The organism is Streptosporangium sp. G11 (assembly GCF_051192615.1).
Taxonomy (GTDB): Bacteria; Actinomycetota; Actinomycetes; order Streptosporangiales; family Streptosporangiaceae; genus Streptosporangium.
In genome coordinates this window covers 1-17950 of record NZ_JBPJUQ010000112.1, presented here as the reverse complement: position 1 = coordinate 17950, position 17950 = coordinate 1, and the positions used below count along the sequence as shown (strand labels likewise).

At 69.2% G+C, this 17950-nt stretch carries 15 protein-coding genes and 1 pseudogene; 10 read left to right on the top strand and 6 right to left on the bottom strand.

All coding sequences use genetic code 11. From position 1 onward, the window contains the following. Positions 1–360 precede the first annotated feature (360 nt). Positions 361–879: a neutral zinc metallopeptidase gene (locus ACSDR0_RS45255; protein ID WP_435295156.1), complete on the top strand. Its 519-nt coding sequence runs from the start codon at positions 361–363 to the stop codon at positions 877–879. Here the strand turns inward: ACSDR0_RS45255 and ACSDR0_RS45250 are convergent. The 3 genes from ACSDR0_RS45250 to ACSDR0_RS45240 all read right to left on the bottom strand — a co-directional run bounded on the left by ACSDR0_RS45250 (position 876) and on the right by ACSDR0_RS45240 (position 3834). Then, positions 876–2363, bottom strand: a complete 1488-nt coding sequence (locus ACSDR0_RS45250) for a hypothetical protein (protein ID WP_435295155.1) — start codon at positions 2361–2363, stop codon at positions 876–878. The two genes, ACSDR0_RS45255 and ACSDR0_RS45250, sit on opposite strands and share 4 nt — an antisense overlap. Positions 2364–2602: 239 nt before the next feature. Then, positions 2603–3247, bottom strand: coding sequence for a TetR/AcrR family transcriptional regulator (locus tag ACSDR0_RS45245; RefSeq protein ID WP_435295154.1), 645 nt, complete (start codon positions 3245–3247; stop codon positions 2603–2605). Between the two features lie 68 nt (positions 3248–3315). Beyond that, entirely contained in the window at positions 3316–3834 is a 519-nt protein-coding gene (locus ACSDR0_RS45240; protein WP_435295153.1) for a VOC family protein, read from the bottom strand. A 301-nt stretch (positions 3835–4135) separates the two neighbouring features. Here ACSDR0_RS45240 and ACSDR0_RS45235 point away from each other — a divergent pair, with 301 nt between their 5' ends. From ACSDR0_RS45235 to ACSDR0_RS45225, 3 genes are all read left to right on the top strand, one after another. After that, positions 4136–4495: a PRC-barrel domain containing protein gene (locus ACSDR0_RS45235; protein ID WP_435295152.1), complete on the top strand. Its 360-nt coding sequence runs from the start codon at positions 4136–4138 to the stop codon at positions 4493–4495. Positions 4496–4611: 116 nt separating this feature from the next. Next, positions 4612–5832 carry a Tm-1-like ATP-binding domain-containing protein gene (locus ACSDR0_RS45230; RefSeq protein WP_435295151.1) on the top strand — a complete coding sequence of 407 codons (1221 nt, stop codon included), beginning with the start codon at positions 4612–4614 and terminating at the stop codon, positions 5830–5832. 139 nt (positions 5833–5971) lie between these two features. Continuing rightward, entirely contained in the window at positions 5972–6793 is an 822-nt protein-coding gene (locus tag ACSDR0_RS45225) for a phosphoenolpyruvate hydrolase family protein (protein WP_435295150.1), read from the top strand. A 295-nt stretch (positions 6794–7088) separates the two neighbouring features. Here the strand turns inward: ACSDR0_RS45225 and ACSDR0_RS45220 are convergent, their stop codons facing one another. Continuing rightward, positions 7089–7718 carry a TetR/AcrR family transcriptional regulator gene (locus ACSDR0_RS45220; RefSeq protein WP_435295149.1) on the bottom strand — a complete coding sequence of 210 codons (630 nt, stop codon included), beginning with the start codon at positions 7716–7718 and terminating at the stop codon, positions 7089–7091. A gap of 168 nt (positions 7719–7886) precedes the next feature. Between ACSDR0_RS45220 and ACSDR0_RS45215 the strand changes: the two genes are divergently transcribed. The 6 genes from ACSDR0_RS45215 (at position 7887) to ACSDR0_RS45190 (ending at position 14509) form a co-directional block, all read left to right on the top strand. Further along, complete coding sequence (locus ACSDR0_RS45215; protein ID WP_435295148.1) at positions 7887–8648, top strand: SDR family oxidoreductase; 762 nt, start codon at positions 7887–7889, stop codon at positions 8646–8648. Positions 8649–8800: 152 nt separating this feature from the next. Beyond that, positions 8801–9271, top strand: a complete 471-nt coding sequence (locus ACSDR0_RS45210; protein WP_435295147.1) for an SRPBCC family protein — start codon at positions 8801–8803, stop codon at positions 9269–9271. A 313-nt stretch (positions 9272–9584) separates the two neighbouring features. Further along, positions 9585–10451 carry an N-acyl homoserine lactonase family protein gene (locus ACSDR0_RS45205; RefSeq protein WP_435295146.1) on the top strand — a complete coding sequence of 289 codons (867 nt, stop codon included), beginning with the start codon at positions 9585–9587 and terminating at the stop codon, positions 10449–10451. A gap of 36 nt (positions 10452–10487) precedes the next feature. Next, entirely contained in the window at positions 10488–12338 is a 1851-nt protein-coding gene (locus ACSDR0_RS45200) for a hypothetical protein (protein WP_435295145.1), read from the top strand. A 205-nt stretch (positions 12339–12543) separates the two neighbouring features. Next, the gene (locus tag ACSDR0_RS45195; RefSeq protein ID WP_435295144.1) at positions 12544–13779 is read left to right on the top strand and encodes a hypothetical protein; all 1236 of its coding nucleotides are present in this window, start codon (positions 12544–12546) and stop codon (positions 13777–13779) included. A 55-nt stretch (positions 13780–13834) separates the two neighbouring features. Then, a complete protein-coding gene (locus tag ACSDR0_RS45190; RefSeq protein WP_435295143.1) occupies positions 13835–14509 on the top strand; it encodes a hypothetical protein in 675 nt (224 codons plus the stop codon). A 460-nt stretch (positions 14510–14969) separates the two neighbouring features. On the opposite strand, the pseudogene ACSDR0_RS45185 reads toward ACSDR0_RS45190, so the two are convergent. Then, positions 14970–16344: pseudogene (locus ACSDR0_RS45185) on the bottom strand (IS1380 family transposase). Positions 16345–16466: 122 nt separating this feature from the next. Continuing rightward, positions 16467–17588 carry an alginate lyase family protein gene (locus tag ACSDR0_RS45180; RefSeq protein ID WP_435295142.1) on the bottom strand — a complete coding sequence of 374 codons (1122 nt, stop codon included), beginning with the start codon at positions 17586–17588 and terminating at the stop codon, positions 16467–16469. Positions 17589–17950 lie beyond the last annotated feature (362 nt).

Below are 17950 nucleotides of genomic sequence, written 5' to 3'. Positions count from 1 at the left end.
GGCTCCACGCCCATTTCTGGCCAACGGCAGACCGTCCATAAGTTCGCCGAGATGTCTTGGCTGGTAGCGCAGGTCTGTTATCGCCCACTTCGTTCAGCCTGAGAAAACCTCAATACAGTTGTTCATAAATGAATTGACACCTTCCTGGAGAGGTCATCGGCATTTACCATCGGCCGGGACGGGACACGGGAAGAGGTGCGCATGCGACATCGGACATTGACCTTTCTTCTGGCCACGGTCGTCTTCGCAGCGGTCAGCACGATGGTCGGGGGAGTGGCGGACGCGTCGAGTGCGAGGAAAGAGACTGCGCAGGCACGCGACGATGACATTGATTCGGATATCTCATCCGCGCTCCGTGTGGTGAACCGATTCTGGGCGACACACTGGCCGAGCCTCTTCAACGGCCGTTATTCACGGCCGACGGTTTACGGCGGCTACTCGTACGGCGGCAGAAAGCCGCCGATGTGCGACGGGAAGCGGGTCGGCTACGACAACGCGCACTACTGCTGGAGCAGGGACATGATCTCGTGGGACGTCGCGTACATGAAAGACGGCTACCGCGTGGCCGACGTGTGGGTCTACCAGGTCATCGCCCACGAATGGGGGCACGCCGTCCAGAACCGGCTCGACGACTCCCTGATATGGCGCGCGCGCGAACTCCAGGCCGACTGCCTGGCCGGAGCGGCGTTGTACGGCGCCGCCCGTGACGGGACCCTCCTGTTCGAGAGCGGAGACGTGGAAGAGCTCGAAGTCGTGTTCCGGAAGCTGGGCGACACCAAACCCTGGCGGAAACCGGGCGACCACGGTTCCGCGTCCGAGCGCGTCTCGGCCTTCGAACGGGGGGCGAGAGGTGGCGTGGGCGGCTGCATGCCGGACTAGCGGTCCGCCGCGGGACGGCCGGCCAGCTCGTCACGGATCGCCGTGAGAAGATAACGGGCCCCGAGGAAGTCGCCGGCGATGTCCGCGCTCTCCTCGCCGGCGGGTGAGCGGCCCGGTGGTCTCCCACCGGCCACCAGCCGCGTGATCACCGCGGAGAGCGGCCACCGCCTCTCGTCGATCTGGGCACGCAGCCAGGCGCGGGCGGCGGCCGGGTCAAGACGTCGCCAGGTCCAGATCAGGCCGAAGTCGGCGTCGGGCACCTGGCCCAGCGGTGTCGAGGCCATCCGGTCGGCGCGCAGGGCGATGTGTCGCGCCAGCGTCCGCCGGGCGGAGCGCAGGACCCTGTCACCCGAGGTGGGAGGCGGGTCCTCCCGGTCGTCCACGGTCGTCCCCCGCCCGCCCGTGTCGTCTTCGGCACCGGGGGCCGAGCGGACGGCGGTGGTGACGATCTCCAGGAACCACACCAGGAACGCCGAGGACAGGGAGATCCACACCGCGGCCCAGAACAGGTCCCGCTGCTGCCTGCTCTGCACGTGCGGACGGACCGCGAGTGCCTCCACGTCCAGGATCTGGCGGCCCGTCCACGTCCAGTCCGAGGGCGAGCGGGGGTTGAAGGTCACGTCGGTGAGCCGTTCGCCGAGCCGTTGCGCGACGACGACCCGGAACTCCGGTCCCTCCCCGGGGGCGCCCTCGGTGATGTGCCACTCCGTCCTCTCCGGCGTTTTCGCCGGCGATGTCGTCTGTGACGACGCCCCGTCGTAGTCCAGCACGATCTGTTCGTCGTAGGGCAGGAGGTCGTTGCCGAGCACGGGCGGGCGGATGAGGTACTGGGCGGAGGTGTTCTGCACCGAGCCCCTCTCGACGGGAACGCGGAGCAGCACCACTCCTCGCCCCGATTCGGCGGGACCGAGGTCCGGGATGTCGCCGGAGATGACGAGTCCGGTGCCGTAGTCGGGAAACGGGCCTCCCCCCGCCCGCCCGGTTCCCAGTCCGATGTCCGCGCTGATGGGATCTCCCTCGTATTTGTCACACACGTTCGCCACACCCTCCTTGGCGGGGGCGGCGCAATCCACCGTGAGGTCAGGGATCCTCAGGCGTCCGGCGCCGTCCCTCGGCGCGAGCGTGTGGTCGACGAAAAGCGCCCATTTTCCTTCACCGCTCTCAGTCGGGCTGGCCTTCAATTCGATGCTCAGCAGGCGGGAGGCCTGCTGCCCGGCGGCGGGAGGGGACAACTGGAGCGTCGCCTCCGAGATCTCCGCCCCCTTGGAGGCGAAGAACAGAACCCTGCCGACCTTGTCCGGGGGGAGGGGAGGATCCTCGCTGGCCTGGTCGTAGAGCCGGTAACCGATGACGCCGAACGCGACGACCATGACGAGCATCGGCGCCGCGATCACCGCGTCGCGGATATTCGCGCGGCCGTTTCGCGGCGGGGCGTCGCCGCCGGTCGTCGCGTTTTTGCCGCGGGTGACGCCTCTCAAGGCCATTGATTCTCGCTCGTCGAGGAAGACGCCGCTTCGCGGTGGCGTGTGTGTCGGAAAGACGAAAGAGGCGATTGATTGTCAATGTATATTCGCGCTCGCGCCCGCGAGTATTACGCATGATTTTTCACGCCGGGAACCCGCGCCCCGTGCCCGGTCCCGTGGAATCCGGTCGGGCCTCCTCGCCGATCCCGGCCCGCGGGCCGGCGGCGTCCGGCGATGGTGTCGCTCGTCGTCGGAGGGCTTCAGGCCGGAGGCTCTGCCCGGGACTCCCCCGCCGAGACCGAGGGGGCGCGCAGCGGGTCGAGGCGGCGGATCAGCTCGATCGCCGCCTCGATGATCCGCTCGGCCTCCGCCTCGGTGTCGCAGGTCGCCACCTCGCGGCCCGCCTCGCCGATGACCGACGTCAGGACGGCGGCCGTCAGGCGGTCGAGGGAGGTGCCGCCCGCGCCCAGCAGGACACCGTTCTGCCGTACCCACTCGCGACCGCGCGTGCGGCGCAGCAGCTCGAATCCCGGGGGCCCGTCCCCGTCCATGAACAGCCGGGCCAGGTCCCGCCGCCTCCACGACCCCTCAAGGAAGGCGCGGGCGCCGGCGACGAACAGTTCCAGGGGGTCGCGGACGCCTGACTGGCGGGCCCTCGCCACCGCGGAGGCCGCGTTCTCCTCGTGCTCGGCCTGGTGCCTCTCCCACAGCGCGAGGAACAGCTCGGTCTTGCCGCCGAAGTGGTGGTAGAGGCTGCCGATGCTCAGGCCCGCGCGCTCGACGACCTCGGCCACCCCGGCGTCGGCGAAACCGCGCTCGGTGAAGACCTCCCTGCCGGCTTCGAGCATGCTCGTACGAGTCTGCGCCGTGCGGCTCCACTCCCAGGTGCCCGGCTTGCGTGTCATCTGTCCCTCTCGCCGTCCGCCGGGCGGAAAGTCCCCGGAACTCCGTCCCGCCCGATGATGTGCCGTGTTCAGGCGGGGCTGGGAACCCCGTTGCCACGGTATCCCCGTCCGGCCAGCACGTCGTCGAGGGAGGGGACGGGCACGGAGTCGCGCGGGCCGGGCCGGGCGAGCTGGATCAGCACGCCGTGGGCCTCCTTGGGGTGCAGGAACACCTCGCGCCACCTCGGGTCGCCCAGGTTGAGGCCGTGCAGGCGGTAGCCGCGCTCGGTGAGCAGGGAGACCGCCAGGTCGATGTCGTCCACGTGGAAGTTGAGGTGGTGCACGCCGCCCCGGCCGCGCGTCAGCTCGAAGAAGCTGTCGAAGAAGGTGGAGCCCTTGAGCGGCTCCATCAGCTCGATCTTGCCGCCGCCCGGGTAGGTGAGCTGCATGGCCCGGTAGCCGCCGAGCTGGTTGTCGCCGCCGCTGCGGAAGGTCCCGCCCAGCAGGTCATGATAGATCGGCAGGAGGTCCCTGATCCGCGGTGCCGCGACGGCCGTGTGGTCGAAGACGGCCCCGAGTTCCCGGAGCTCCGGTGAGACGTCGTGCACGTGGGCTCCTCGCGGTCGGGGCCGGGGGTCGGCCAATCCTAGAATCACATTCTAGAGGTACCGCCCGTACCGCGCGCCTCGCGGGTGGGTCGCCGCCCGTCCCCGGCGGCGGTTTCTTCCCCGCGGAGGGAGCTCCCGGGCCGACCCTTCGCGCGTCCGCGCGGCCCGATGATCCTCCGGGCGTATTTCGCGCGCCGTACGGCCCGCCTCCTGGCGGAAGACGGCCACCTGATGCACCGTTTACCTCGGCCGCCACGGGTAGGCGGGGGGCCACACACATCGTGACGAGGAGAGCCCACACATGGCGAGCGAAGGACTGTGGAGCTATCGCGAGGGCGTCTACGGCCCCGACGAGACGATGAGCGTCATCGGCTTCGACGTGGAGGCCGTCGACGGCAAGGTCGGTCTGGTGGAGGAGGAGAGCAACGTGACCGATGACAGCTACGTCGTGGCCGACGTCGGCTCGTGGCTCTCCGGCAGGAAGGTCGTGCTCCCGGCCAGCACGGTGACCAGGATCGACCGGCAGGAGCGCAAGGTGTACGTCTCGCGGACCAAGCAGGAGATCCAGGACGCGCCGGAGTACGACGCGGCGACCTACCGGCAGAGCGTCTACCGCCAGGAGCTGGGCGGTTACTACGGCAACTTCTCCGCCGCGCTCTGACCTGACCTGACCGGTACGGCGAGACGGCACCGCACGGCGACAACGGCGAAACGGCGACAACGGCGAAACGGCGAAACGGCGAAAAAAGGTCTGCGAGCAGAGAGGCGTGGCGCGAGATGCCGACGATAGGCCTGGTGGGAACACTGGACACCAAGGGGTGGGAGTACGCCTGGCTCCACGACCGGCTACTCGCCCTCGACTGCGAGGTCGTCCTGGTCGACGCGGGCATCGGTGAGGCGCGGGTGCCCGCCGACGTCGGCAATGACCGGGTCGCGCTGGCGGCCGGTGCCGACGTCGCGGTGCTGCGCGCGGCCGGCGACAGGGGCGCGGCTGTCACGGCGATGGGCGAGGGCGCCGCCGCCGTCCTCGCCGAGCTGTACGCTCAGGGCCGTCTCGACGGCGTGCTCGCGGTGGGCGGCAGCGGCGGGTCCTCGATCGCGGCGCGGGCCGTCAGGGACCTGCCGATCGGCCTGCCCAAGCTCATCGTCTCCACCATGGCCTCCGGCGACGTGTCCCCCTACGTGGGGGCCAAGGACGTCACGCTGATGTACAGCGTCGTCGACCTCGCCGGGGTCAACCGCGTCTCCGCGCGTGTCCTGGGCAACGCCGCGGCGGCCATGGCCGGCATGGTGAGCATCCCGTCCCCGGTCGTCGAGGACGACCGCCCGCTCGTGGCCGCGTCGATGTTCGGCGTGACCACGCCCGCGGTCGACGCCGCCAGGCAGCGGCTGGACGAGCTCGGCTACGAGGTGCTGGTCTTCCACGCCACCGGATCCGGTGGGCGGGCCCTGGAGTCGCTGGCCGGCAGCGGCCTGATCTCGGGCGTGCTCGACCTCACCACCACCGAACTCGCCGACGACCTGGTCGGCGGGGTCCTGTCGGCCGGCCCTGACCGGCTCACCACGGCCGGCGCGCGAGGCGTGCCCCAGGTGGTCGCCCCCGGCGCGCTCGACATGGTCAACTTCGGTCCCCGCGACACCGTCCCCGAGCACTTCGGCGACCGCCTGCTGTACGTCCACAACCCGACCGTGACCCTGATGCGGACCACGGCCGAGGAGATGGGCGAGCTCGGACGCCGGATGGCCGCCAAGCTGAGCGCGGCCAACGGCCCGACCGTGCTGTTCGTCCCGCGCGGCGGCGTCTCCGCCCTCGACGCCGAAGGGGCGCCCTTCCGCGACCCCAAGGCCGACGAGTCCTGCTTCGAGGCCCTGGCCGAGGGGCTGCGAGGCTCGGCCGTCGAGGTCCAGGAGCTGGACCTGCACGTCAACGATCCCGCCTTCGGCCGTGCCATGGCGGACCGGCTGCACCTGATGATCACCGCGAGGGACGCGGCATGACCCATGGCCGTGTCCCGGCCGCGCCGCGACCGGCAGGTCCGCGCGTGGTCCACCACCGTTTCCCGGACGTGTCGCGACCGGCGGGCCGGCGCCGGAGGTTCCTTCCCGGCCCTCACCGGGGTCGCACCGGAGGTGCCGGGTGAACCGCGAGGACGTCCTCGCCAGGTTGCGCCGTACCGTCGCCGAGGACCGGCCGATCATCGGCGCGGGCGCCGGCACCGGGCTGTCCGCCAAGTGCGCCGAGGAGGGCGGCGTCGACCTGATCATCATCTACAACTCCGGCCGCTACCGGATGGCGGGCCGGGGCTCGCTCGCCGGGCTGCTGCCGTACGGCGACGCCAACCAGATCGTCGTCGAGATGGCGGCCGAGGTGCTTCCCGTCGTCAGGGACACCCCGGTGCTCGCCGGGGTGTGCGGCACCGACCCGTTCCGGCTGATGCCCAGGTTCCTCGACCAGCTCGCGGCCATGGGCTTCGCCGGGGTGCAGAACTTCCCGACCGTCGGCCTGTACGACGGGGTCTTCCGGCAGAACCTGGAGGAGACCGGGATGGGCTATGACCTGGAGGTCGAGATGATCAGGCTGGCGCGCGAGCGCGACCTGGTCGCCGCCCCCTACGTCTTCGACCCCGCCCAGGCGCGGGCCATGGCCGAGGTGGGCGCCGACGTCCTCGTCCCGCACGTCGGCCTGACCACCAAGGGCAGTGTCGGCGCCGGCACCGCGCTCTCCCTGGACGAGGCGGTCGAACGGGTCCAGGCGATGCGCGACGCCGCGGTGGCCGTCCGCCCCGACATCCTGGTGCTCTGCCACGGCGGGCCCATCGCCGAACCGCAGGACGCGGCCCACGTGCTGGCCCGTACGGAAGGCGTGGTGGGCTTCTTCGGCGCGTCGTCGGTCGAACGCCTGCCGACGGAACGCGCCATCGTCGAACAGGTGCGCGCCTTCAAGTCACTGAGGTTCTAGCCGCGGAAGTCACCTTCGGGAGGCTTTTCGCGAGCCCTGCGCCGCCGTCGAGTGTCATGTGGATTGTTCGTCCTCATCGCGGGATGCCCCGCGTGGCGTGCTCGCCGCGCGGGGCGTCCCGCTTCAGGCCGCCCCGCCGGATGAGGGGATCTACGGCATGCCCCTGGACGACGCCCCCCGCTGCTCCAACACGCCTGGATCCTGAGAATGATCGGCTACGGGGTGGATCCCTGGACCCTTCACCCACGTTCGTGGACCGGTGAGCCGCAGGGATTCACGGAGGCGGTTTTCGGCCTCAGGCGTTGCCGGTCGGCGTGGGGTTGGAGTTGAGGACGGCGTTCAGGACCGTGTCGGCATACTGCGGGGTGATCGGCTGGCCGGTGATCAGCAGCCGGTACCACAGCGGGGCGACGAGCATGTCTTCGAGCAGGTAGGGGTCGAAGCCGACCACCTGTCCGCTCTCTTGCGCCGCGCGGATCCGTTCGCGGTTGCGTCCCGAGAGAGGGATGTGGACCTGTTCATGGAGGATGCCGGCGAGTTCGGGGTCGTGCTGCGCTGATCCGACCACTCCGGCGAGAAGACCGCCAAGCGCATCGTCGGCGAAGACCTTGGCGACGGTATGGATCCAGGTGCGCAGGTCCGCCGCGAGGTCGCCGGTGTCGGGGACGAGGAAGTACGGCCCGGTCAGTTCGGTGATCGCGTCCAGGTACAACGCGCCCTTCGACGACCACCAGCGATAGAGCGTCGGCTTGCCGACCTGGGCGCGGGTAGCGATCGCCTCCATGGTCACGGCGGCGTAGGACCGTTCCGCACACAGATCAAGGGCGGCCTGAAGAATCACCGTCCGTGATCGCGCGGCACCACCAGGCTTTCCAGTCACGAGAAAAACCGTACCACGAAGAACATAACGTTTCGTTCTTGACATACCTCGCCGCTGGCTGCGTTAATACGTTCAATTGAACGTTACGTTACGTTTCATCTGCCGGAAAGGTCGCTGGGAAGAACGCGTGCGCTCCCAGACACCCGGTCCGGTCTGGTCCGGTCCGGCTCCACCGGGAGATCGACTCCCGGATCCGAAGAATCTGGAGAAATCATGACCTCATCGATTCTGCTCACCGGCGGCACCGGCACGCTGGGACGTCTGGTCCTGCCGCTCCTGCGCGATGCCGGCTGTGACGTGCGGGTGCTCAGCCGCCGCGACCGCGATTCCCTCGACGGTGTCGAGTACATGAGCGGCGACTTACTCAAAGGCGAGGGAATCGAGCCCGCGGTAGACGGGGCCGAGATCATCTTGCACCTGGCGGGCAGCACCAAGGGCGATACCGAGGCGACCGAGAACCTGGTACGGGCCGCGTCGCGAGCCCGGGTGCGGCACCTGCTGTACATCTCCGTTATCGGGGCGGACCGGATCCCGCTGAGCTGGTTCAGCTCCAAGCTCGGCGCCGAGCGAACCGTGGCCGGGTCCGGCCTGCCTTGGACGACGCTACGGGCCGCCCAATTCCATGACCTCACCTTCAAGACCGTGCGGGCGATGGCGAAGCTGCCGGTGATACCCGTCCCGGGTGGAATGCGGTTCCAGCCGGTGGACGCGCGCGACGTGGCGGCCCGGCTCGTGGAGCTGACACTCGGCAAGCCGGCCGGCCTGGTGCCCGACCTGGCCGGACCCAGGGTGTACGGGATGGCCGAGCTGACCCGCGGATACCTCCGGGCGCGCGGCAAGCGACGGTTGATGATGCCCGTCCGGATGCCGGGCAAGGCCGGCCGCGCCTATCGGGCCGGCGAGAATCTGTCTCTCGAAAGGGCTGCCACGGGTGAGCGGACCTGGGAGGACTTCCTGAGCGAGCGGCTGCGATAGCACGCCGATCCGACGCGCCGATCCCCCATCTCTTACGCCCCCGCGCCTGTGGACGAGGGGGTGACGTGCCCCTCTCCGCGCGGCCCGCTGACGGGTTCCCGGCGGCCGTCGGAGCCTGGTCCGACCTGGAAACAGCTTTGGAGGACACCTGTATGGGCAAGCCCGAGTTCGTCTACACGACCTACATCAACACCACTCCCGAGCGCCTCTGGCAGGCACTGACCGACCCTGCCATCACCCGGCGCTGCTGGCGCGGGCTGACCTTCGACTCGGACTGGAAGCCCGGCTCGACCGTGACCGTGCGCTACCCCGAGCACGACGTGACGATCGCCGACCCGGCCCAGGTCGTGCTCGAATCCGAGCCCGGCAAGCGGCTGTCCTACACCTGGCACACCTTCACGCCGCGTTGGGCGGCGGTCAGCGGGTTCAGTGACGAACTCCTGGCCCGCTTCTCCGCCGAGCGCCGCTCCAAGGTGACCTTCGATATCGAGGACCTCGGCGAGACGGCCAGACTGACCGTGGTCCACGACGATTTCGAATCCGGCAGCGCCGTCCTGGAGGCCGTCACCAAGGGCTGGCCACGCCTCCTGGCCGAGCTCAAAACGTTCCTCGAAACAAACTAGACGCGCTTGACCAGGCGGATCAACAGTTCGCCGACCAAGCGAATGGTCCACGTCAGACCGAGCGGGTCGATGTCGGTCCTTCCCGCCACTCACCTCGGTGACGCCAAGTCTCCGGGGCGATCCGATGGGTCCTTCTGGCTGTATGGCCGGCTTCGAATGCCACACGAGGTCCTACGGCGGCTGCGAATACGCGTCCGCCCGCACACCATCTTGCGCCGGCCTCCAGATCTGATGAAGCAGCGTCACGTGCGGACCTGCACTGTCAAGCGGCGTCGGCATTCCGCATATGAATTCGATCAAGGAGACGAACGTCATGAGCGAAGCAAGCATCAAGCGGGTGTCGATGGTCAGCACCGGGTCGGTGTCGATCCACCCCGAGCACGTGTCCGCCACCCGCAAGCCGATGTACTGGTGGCTGTTCACCTCGCGTCGCTGGACCCAGCCACTGCCCATCAACGTCTACGTGATCGAGCGCGGCGACGGGCTGGTGCTCTTCGACACCGGACAGGACCGCGCATCGGTGACCGACCCCGGCTACTTCCCCGGCGGCATCACCGGGGTGATGTACGACCGGCTGGCCCGTTTCGACATCGGCCCCGAGCAGACCCTCACCGCCCAGCTGGCGGCCATCGGCTACGACATCGGCGATGTCCACACCGTGGTCATCTCCCACCTGCACCAGGACCACATCGGCGGCCTGCGGGAACTGACCGGCGCCCAGATCGTGGTCAGCCGACACGAGTGGGAGACCCTCGGGGGGCCGGCACCGGAACTTCGCGGCCTGCTGCGCTCCCACATCGACCTGCCCGGACTGCGCTGGCGCCGCATCTCTCCCGAACCCCTCGCCGACCCTGCCCTCGCCCCCTTCACCACCGGCCATGACCTGTTCGACGATGGCAGCATGGTGCTGCTGCCCACCCCCGGCCATACTCCCGGGTCGCTGTCGATGCTGGTCCGCAGCCCTGGCCGGACACCGCTGCTCATGGTCGGCGACCTGACCTATGACTCGGCTCTGCTGGAGCGCGGCCAGGTGCCGGGCGTCGGTGAGAAGCACAGGCTGGCCGCCACGACACGGATGACCAACGAGTTTCGCCTGCAAAATCCCGGCCTGGCCGTGCTGGCCGCCCACGACCCGGGCGCGGCCTCCATTCTGGCCACCGCAGTCCACGCTCGCCTCTGAAAAAGGAAGCGGCCGCGGTCACACGGAGAGGACGCCATGGTCGTCAATGAGGCCGCGTGGTCCGTCGGAGTGTGTTTACCTTCACCGGTGAAGGATCAGATAACCCCTGAGATGCTGCGCAACCGCAGCGTGCCGTCCGGCGTGGACCATCCTGACCGGCTGCTACGGTCCGCGCGGTCCGGCGTCGACCAGGTTCAGGTCCTGCGTGCGCAGCCGCGCCTGGCGTGGCCGAAGCCGGACGCGCTGGCTCGATGGTTGCTGGAGCTCGGCGCCGACTTGGAGGAGCTGACCTGGTACGACCTCGCGCGACTCGCGTATCTCGAAGCGGTCGAGTTCTATCGGGCCGAGAGCGCGAACGGTACAAACGTCTGTCGCGAGAATTTTCACCGCTCGCTGCGTTCGCTGCGCCGGACCCTCGTACAGCTTGGACGCCACGAGGAGGCGTTACCCATCGCGCGGGAGGAACACTCGGCGAGCCTGCGCCTGATCGGCGGCGACGCCTATGCCCTGGACGACGCGAACGAGGCGCGCTCCGCGCTCACCATGATCCTCGCGAAACTTGGGCGGCGCGAGGAAGCGGTGGAGTCCGCGGCTGCGGCGGTCGGCGATATCCGGCGGCAGCCGGCAGGAGGCAAGGGCCGACCGAGGGCACACGCCCTCGCGCACGCGCTGGCCGACTACGCCGACCGCCTTACCCGTGCCGGACGTTTCGACGAAGCGATCGAGGCCGCGACCGAGAGGGTGGCGTTCTGGCGCGGGCGCGCGAAGAGCTCGCCGGTCGCGTACGCCGAGTCCCTGGAGTCGCTGGGTCGCGCTCTCGGCGACGCCGGGCGGGTCAAGGAGGCGGGTGCGGCGTTCGCTCGGTACGTCGAGGTGTACCGGCGGCAGATCGAGACGGGCGAATCCCCTCTCTGGAGCGGGCTCGCCGGCGCGCTGGTCAACGGTGCCATGCACCTGGCCTCGTTGGGCTCGTACCGCGAGGCGCTGGCTCTCTCGGAGGAAGGGGTGGCGCTTTATCGCGAGTTCGTGGCACGAGAATCAGAACGCCAGGAGCGCATGGAGCTGTCGTACGCGGAGGATGACGATCTCCAGGACGACCGGGAGCTCATCGCACGCGGTTTGGAGGTCAAGGAAGGCCGCTCGACGGTACGCCTGGCAGCGCGGAATCTGTGCGCCGGGCTCTACAACCAGGGCAATTACCTGCACATGCTGAACCGGCTCGACCAGGCGCTGGCCGTGAACTCCGAGGCCGTCGAGATCGCCCGCGGCCAGGACGACGCTCCCCGGCTGGCGTTGGCCTTGAACAATAGATCCTGCGTCCTCGCGGACCTCGGCCCGAGCCGCCAGGAGGAGGCGCTGGAGGCCGCGAGCGAGGCCGTCGCGATCTGCGCGGGTCTGGCGGTCGCCGACTCCGCGGCCCACGAGCGAGATCTTGCGCTGGCGCGCCATACGTTCTGCGTGGCAGCGACGAACCTGGGCCGGCACGAGGAGGCGCTGGCCGCCTCGCTGCAGTGCCTGAACACCTATCGACGGCTGCACGAATCCGATCCCCACCGCTTCGCGGGAGGTCTCGCCCATGCGCTGACCGATCACGGCCTCGTACGCTCCCGGCGAGGCGATCACGCCGAGGCGCTGGCGGCCACGGCCGAGTCGGTGGAGATGTGCCGGCGGCTGGCCGGACAGAACCCGGCCCGCTACAGCGGTGGACATGCGAACGCGCTGGTGATGTTCGCCGAGGTCCGCCTGGTCACCGATAGCACGCCGACGGAGAGACAGGCAGCCGTGGAGGAGGCGGTCGAGCTGTACCGGTCGCTCGCCGTGACCCTGCCCGAAGGTTACGCGCACCGCTTGGCCCACGCGCGCTCAGTTGCGCACCGCATGGGGTAGACCAGCGGCGCGGGCGAGGTCCGTGCCGGCTGGCTGCCATAGCAGCCTTGAGCGCATCCCGGCCCGTTCGTTCCCAGCGTTCGCCGCTCGGTGGCAAGGCCGCCGGCAACTCGGCGAACCGTCCCTCCCCTGGCCGGCGGTGGCGCTCCGCTGATCGGCTCTGTCACAATGCGCGACAATGACGCTCACAGGAGCCTTAAAAGGCATGTGCGGCGCCAGCCGGTGCCGGGTCGCGGCGGTGCTCGCTTGCCTGCTGGTGATGACGGCATGTACCGGCGAAGCGGCGCCTGGCGCGAAGCCGCCGCCGCTCGCGAGCCGCACGCCGCTCCCGGAGATCACTCTGGCGTCCGAATGGCAGAGGATCGAGAAGGCCGACGAGGAGCAGTTCGCCACCTCGCTGCGGGACGTCGCGGCCTGGGGGCCCGACGCGGCCTGGGCGATCGGGTACTCCGGCACCGAAACCTGGAACGGCGTTCTCTTCCGGGTGGACGGCGCCCGCTGGCGCGTCGACCAGAAGATGTCGGAACGCTTCCCCGGCGCGAGCGACACCGCCATCAGCGGAATCGACGCCGACGGTCCGGATCGGGCCTGGGCGGTGGGGAACGCCTACCTCTCCGACGACACGGACATGCCCTACGCCTTGCGCTGGGATGGTCACGGCTGGCGTACGTTCGCCCCACTCGGCGCGGCCAAGGAGCAGGAACTGAGTGACGTCGCCATGGACGGCGCCCGCGCCGCCCTGATCGGCAACCGCAGCGCACGGGCCCGCGACGAGGATGTTCACACGCCGCTCCTGCTGACGTGGGACGGCAGGCGATTCACCGAGCGGATATTCCGCCGGGGACAGAAGTTCGAGGCCGTGGCCGCCGGCGGCGGACACACCTGGATCGTGGGGACGCGGACGAGCGGCAAGTGCGCCGATTCGCGCCCGGCCATCTGGCACAGCGCCTCTCCCCGCGGCACGCCGGTGCCGATGCCGCTTCCCGACATCGGCACCGGGGTGCTGACGAGTGTCTGGCAGAACGGACCCTCCGACGTCTGGGCCACAGGCGAGCGTGGAACGGGCATGGTCTGCGATACAGGAGGGAAGCCCGACAGGCCCGTGGTAATGCACTGGGACGGCACGTCCTGGAAGGAGATCGACCTGCCCGGCCGGCCGTACACGCTGCACAGCGTGACCGCGTTCGGGCCTGACGACGTGTGGCTGGCGGGCACGGACGATCAAGCGGCCTTGGGACGCCTCATGCTCCTGCGCTACGACGGGCAACGATGGACATCCGAGTACCTCCCCCTCGGCGGGGCGGCGGATGGCGATGGGAACGAGTACGCCCTGACCCGCGTCCCGGGCACCGCCCACCTCCTGTTGGTCGGGTCGGAGGACCGCTGTGAGCTGGACGCGATCATCTGTGCCGAGCAGCACGCGATCATCTACCGCCGATAGGGCATTCGCCGGATACGCCGTCCATCAGCCGGAGCCTGTGCCAGACTGCCCGGCGATGAAGATCACGCGTGGGGTGGTGGCTTCGCTCGTCTGCGTCGCCGTGCTGGCCTCGTCGGCGCCGGCGCAGGAACGGTGGGTGCAGATGCCGGCCCCTTCCCTCCAGCCGTACACGCGCCTGAACGCCATCGCGGCGCTGGGCGCGGACGAGGTCTGGGTGGCGGGCGGCGAGGGGACGCGTTCCAGCAGCCTCCTGCCGGTCCTGCAGCGTTGGGACGGCTCCCGTTGGAAGAGGGTCCCCATCGACCACGACGTCGAGGTCGAGGTGACGGGGATCGACGTCAAGAGCGGCACCGACATCTGGCTGGTTGGCAACCACGAGGAGCGGATGTTCCACGAACGCTCTTTCGTCCTGCATGGGGACGGCACGCGCTGGCAGGACTCGGGCTTGCTCGGCAGCCGGCTGCAGGCGGTGCGCGATGTCGCCGCCGACGGCGGTCACGTTGTTCTGCTGGGCGACAGCATCACCGTGCCCCGCATCCTGCCCTACGCTCTGAGCTGGGACGGCACACAGGCCCGTGTGACGATGTCCGGAACGGCCGCGTTCGAGTCCGTCGTCTCGGCGGCGGGGCACACGCGGATCGCAGGGGCCAAGCCGCGTGACTGCGCGGGCTCCCTGCCTGCCGTCTGGCATCGGGCCCGTCCGGCCTCCTCCTCCCGAACGTGTCCCTAGCCCCAAAGTAAGCCGATCTGCGCAGGTCACCCGGCTTCCAAGAAGATCGTGTTTTCGGAAGCGGGGACGGTTACGACTTTTGAGAACACGCACGTCTGGGAGACAAAACCCCAGGTCGGCACCTCCGTGAACAAGATCGCGTCGCTCGTTGGCGGCTGGGGCCACGTTCGGGAGAAGGACGCCGTCCGCACGCGGCTACTTTCGGTTGCAGCGCCGCTTGCTGCGTACCCCCGGGCTCGGTTTTAGCCTGCGCAACGAGCGTTCTGGTTGCCCGTATTTCCCCATTAGCCTCGATCTTGCATGAGCCCTCGTTGGACGCCGGCGGGGGCTTTTTGCGTGCTGGGTCAGGGGTTGTTCTGGGGGTGGGGAGGCCGATGGCCCGACTGTCGTGTCGGGTGGGCGCCGGGTTCCACGGTTCCGGGGCGTTCGGCTGCTCGTTGGGATGGGTCGTTGTTACTGGTCAGTCGGGGTTCGGGAGGGCTTGCAGCCGGGTGAAGGCGCTGGTGATCGTGTCGGTCCAGGGCCAGTGGCGGGCCAGCCGCAGGATGCGTCGGCGGCCGGTGGTGACCAGGCGGGCGGCGGCGAACAGTCGTAGCCGCAGGCGTTTGGGTTCCCAGCGGCGGGCTTGGCCGGTCAGGGCGAGCATCGGCATCCAGGCCAGGAGGTCCAGGGCGAGCTGGACGATCTCCAGCCAGATCTGGTTCTGCGCCGTGTGATGCAGGGGGAGGTTGCGCAGGCCGGTGGCGCGGGCGCCTCGGATGCGGTCCTCGGCTCGGGCGCGCTGGCGGTGCCGCAGTTCCAGGCCCGCGATCGGGCTGCCGGTGGTGTTGGTCGCGAAGCACGTCAGGCGCATGCCGTCGGCATCGGTGAACCGCAACTGGGCACCGGGGTGCGGTCTTTCTTTGCGGACGATGAGCCGCATCGCGGCCGGCCAGCCCTTCAGGATGTCGCCGGCCAGTTCGGCGACCCAGGCGCCGTCGCGGACGTGGCCGCCGGGTTCGACTGCCGGGGTCCAGGCCGATTCGGGGATCTGCGGCACGGCGTGGTGGATCGCGTCGGTGATGGTCATCCCGACCGAGTAGGACAGCCCACCGGCCCCGCGTGGTGAGCCAGTTCAAGAACTCGTGGGTGCCGCCGGCGGAGTCGGTGCGGATCAGGGTCGAGCGACCCCGCCGGTGGCGTTTCGGCAGTTGGGCCAGGGCCAGTTGTGTGGTGGTGATGTGGTCGGCCGCGGTGTTGCTGCCCGCGTTCCCCGGTCGCAGCACGGCGGCCACCGGCTCCCCCGACCCGGCCTGTCCGTGGTCGACGAACGCGACCAGCGGGTGGTGCCCGAACGTGCGCTTCCACGTCGCGGTCGCGTCCTGCTTCTCTGAGTGCGCCAGGACCAGCACCCCGTCGATGTCCACGGTCACCTGCCCGCCCGCGTCGGGGGCATCGGCGCCGGCCAACGTCCACACACGTTCGCGGACTTCGGCGCGGGCGCGGCGGATCGCGGTCAGCGCGCGGGGCCCGGCCGCGGCCAGGGTCTCGACCAGACGCGAGACCGTCGGATCGGAGGCAACCAATCCGAACAGGGCGGGTTCGGCCCGCAGTACGCCGATGTCCGACAGGCAGTCCCCGCCCAGCGCCACCGCCAGAGCGAGATCCAGTAGCACCTTGCCCGGATCGTGCACCGCACGCGGCTTGCGCCATGGCGCCAGTGCCCCCGATACCGCCGTGTCCAGCCCTGTCTTGCGGACCGTTTCCACCAGCAGCACCCCGCCGGCCTGCGAGACCACCCCGCCCCCGTCGTCCCGGACGTGGACACGCGGATACGACCCGATACGCTTGCTCACCTGGAGAGTGCTTCTTTCCCTGCGACTGACTGGACCCTAGACAAGTCCCATCGTTGCAGGTCAGCAGCACTCTCCACTTATTTGATCAAGGACCGGACAGGCCCCCTCGCGAAAGCCCGAGGTTAGCGCGGGTTCTTCGCGTGGGTGAGGGTCTCCCAGGCCAGGAAGCGCGAGGCACCGACCGGGCGCTTCTGCATCACCCACTTCTCGGCATGGGGCATGTCGTATCCGAGACGCTGGTGCAGCGCGTTGTAGCCGACTTCGAGGTTCGGCCCGAGGCCGGGGGTGACCTTTCCGCCGCACAGCCACGATGGCACCGTCGCGCCCAGTTGCAGGCGAGCGTGGAAGTTCATCGCGTATCGCAGCCGGTGCTTGGCCGTGGCGTACAGGTCCACGCCTTGGTGGCGGGCCGTCTCCGCGACGTGGGAGATGGCCGCGAGCCCCCATCCGGTGTGCCCGAAGTCACGGCAGGTTTCCTGGGTAAGGCCGTTCACGAACTTGGTCTGCCCGTGCCAGTATTCGATGATCTCGGCTTTGGTGTCGTGCTTGCTGTTCGGCGGCGCCTTGGGGTATGAGCCATCCGTCTTGAGGTAGATATAGGCGGGCAGCCTGCCGCGCCAGGTCGTGATCGCTCGGTCGAATGAGGCGCGGTCGTCCAGGTGCACGGCGATGCCGATGGCGGCATCGGTCATGATCAGTTCCCAGTTGCCTTGGTTGTTGGGCTTTCCGGCGATCACGGTCGGGAGGTACACGGTGCGCAGCTTGTCGGCGAACCGGCTGGCCTGGGTCCAGCCGGTGTAGGTGTGCTTGATGAGTTCGGCGGCGCGGGAGAAGTTGGCGCCCGCAAAGCCAATCTGTAGCGGCGCGTTGCTCCCGGTGTGTTCGGTGATCACGGCTGACCAGGCGTCCATGATCTGGATCGCCTTCTTGGCGTAACGGGAGTCCTTGGTGAGGTACCACCGCAGGGCGTGTGTGTAGGCCGCATTGGCGTCCTCACGCTCGTCCGAGCAGCCGTGGTCGGGGTTCCCATACATGCCGCACTCCACGACGGCGCGGGGCTTGGCCGTGTAGGACAGCGAGGCGTACGAACTCTTTTGCAGGGCGTTCCAGGCAGACTTCCACGGTTCGTTGCCGAGGTTGGTTCTGACGAAGTCGAGCTGAGCGCGGCTGACCAGGACGCCGGGATGCTTGAACGCGGCCGCCTGCGCGGGCTGCGGGGCGGATAAGGCGGCGGCCACGAGCATGGTGGCGGCGAGAGGGCGAGCGAGACGCACGGGTTTCCTTCCAGGCGCGGACGCCCATTCAGCCAGTCGCCGACTCAGCTGTCAACATTTTCGCGCCGTGGACATCGGCCGCTATACGGCCGCATATCGTACCCACGGTTGGACACCCCGCCGGGCAATCGTGGAGGCCTAACGTGCTCAGCCGACAGCGACGGTGGCGGTGCCGAAGACGATGCGGTGATCCGAGCAGGATCCCGCGGGGTAGTTCTCGGTGGCTGGTATCCCCGTGCCGGTTGTGGCGATGCTCGGGGTTGAGGAACCTGCGGACAGCCGTTGGCGGTACCTTCGAGTAACTTAGCTGGACGCTTCGGCAGGGCCCTCGG

Bases quoted from the DNA above. Each gene is read 5' to 3' on its own strand.
- ACSDR0_RS45250 (WP_435295155.1), bottom strand. From the start codon at position 2,363: ATGGCCTTGAGAGGCGTCACCCGCGGCAAAAACGCGACGACCGGCGGC.
- ACSDR0_RS45245 (WP_435295154.1), bottom strand. From the start codon at position 3,247: ATGACACGCAAGCCGGGCACCTGGGAGTGGAGCCGCACGGCGCAGACT.
- ACSDR0_RS45235 (WP_435295152.1), top strand. From the start codon at position 4,136: ATGGCGAGCGAAGGACTGTGGAGCTATCGCGAGGGCGTCTACGGCCCC.
- ACSDR0_RS45230 (WP_435295151.1), top strand. From the start codon at position 4,612: ATGCCGACGATAGGCCTGGTGGGAACACTGGACACCAAGGGGTGGGAG.
- ACSDR0_RS45220 (WP_435295149.1), bottom strand. From the start codon at position 7,718: ATGTCAAGAACGAAACGTTATGTTCTTCGTGGTACGGTTTTTCTCGTG.
- ACSDR0_RS45215 (WP_435295148.1), top strand. From the start codon at position 7,887: ATGACCTCATCGATTCTGCTCACCGGCGGCACCGGCACGCTGGGACGT.
- ACSDR0_RS45210 (WP_435295147.1), top strand. From the start codon at position 8,801: ATGGGCAAGCCCGAGTTCGTCTACACGACCTACATCAACACCACTCCC.
- ACSDR0_RS45205 (WP_435295146.1), top strand. From the start codon at position 9,585: ATGAGCGAAGCAAGCATCAAGCGGGTGTCGATGGTCAGCACCGGGTCG.
- ACSDR0_RS45200 (WP_435295145.1), top strand. From the start codon at position 10,488: ATGGTCGTCAATGAGGCCGCGTGGTCCGTCGGAGTGTGTTTACCTTCA.
- ACSDR0_RS45195 (WP_435295144.1), top strand. From the start codon at position 12,544: ATGTGCGGCGCCAGCCGGTGCCGGGTCGCGGCGGTGCTCGCTTGCCTG.
- ACSDR0_RS45190 (WP_435295143.1), top strand. From the start codon at position 13,835: ATGAAGATCACGCGTGGGGTGGTGGCTTCGCTCGTCTGCGTCGCCGTG.
- ACSDR0_RS45180 (WP_435295142.1), bottom strand. From the start codon at position 17,588: ATGCTCGTGGCCGCCGCCTTATCCGCCCCGCAGCCCGCGCAGGCGGCC.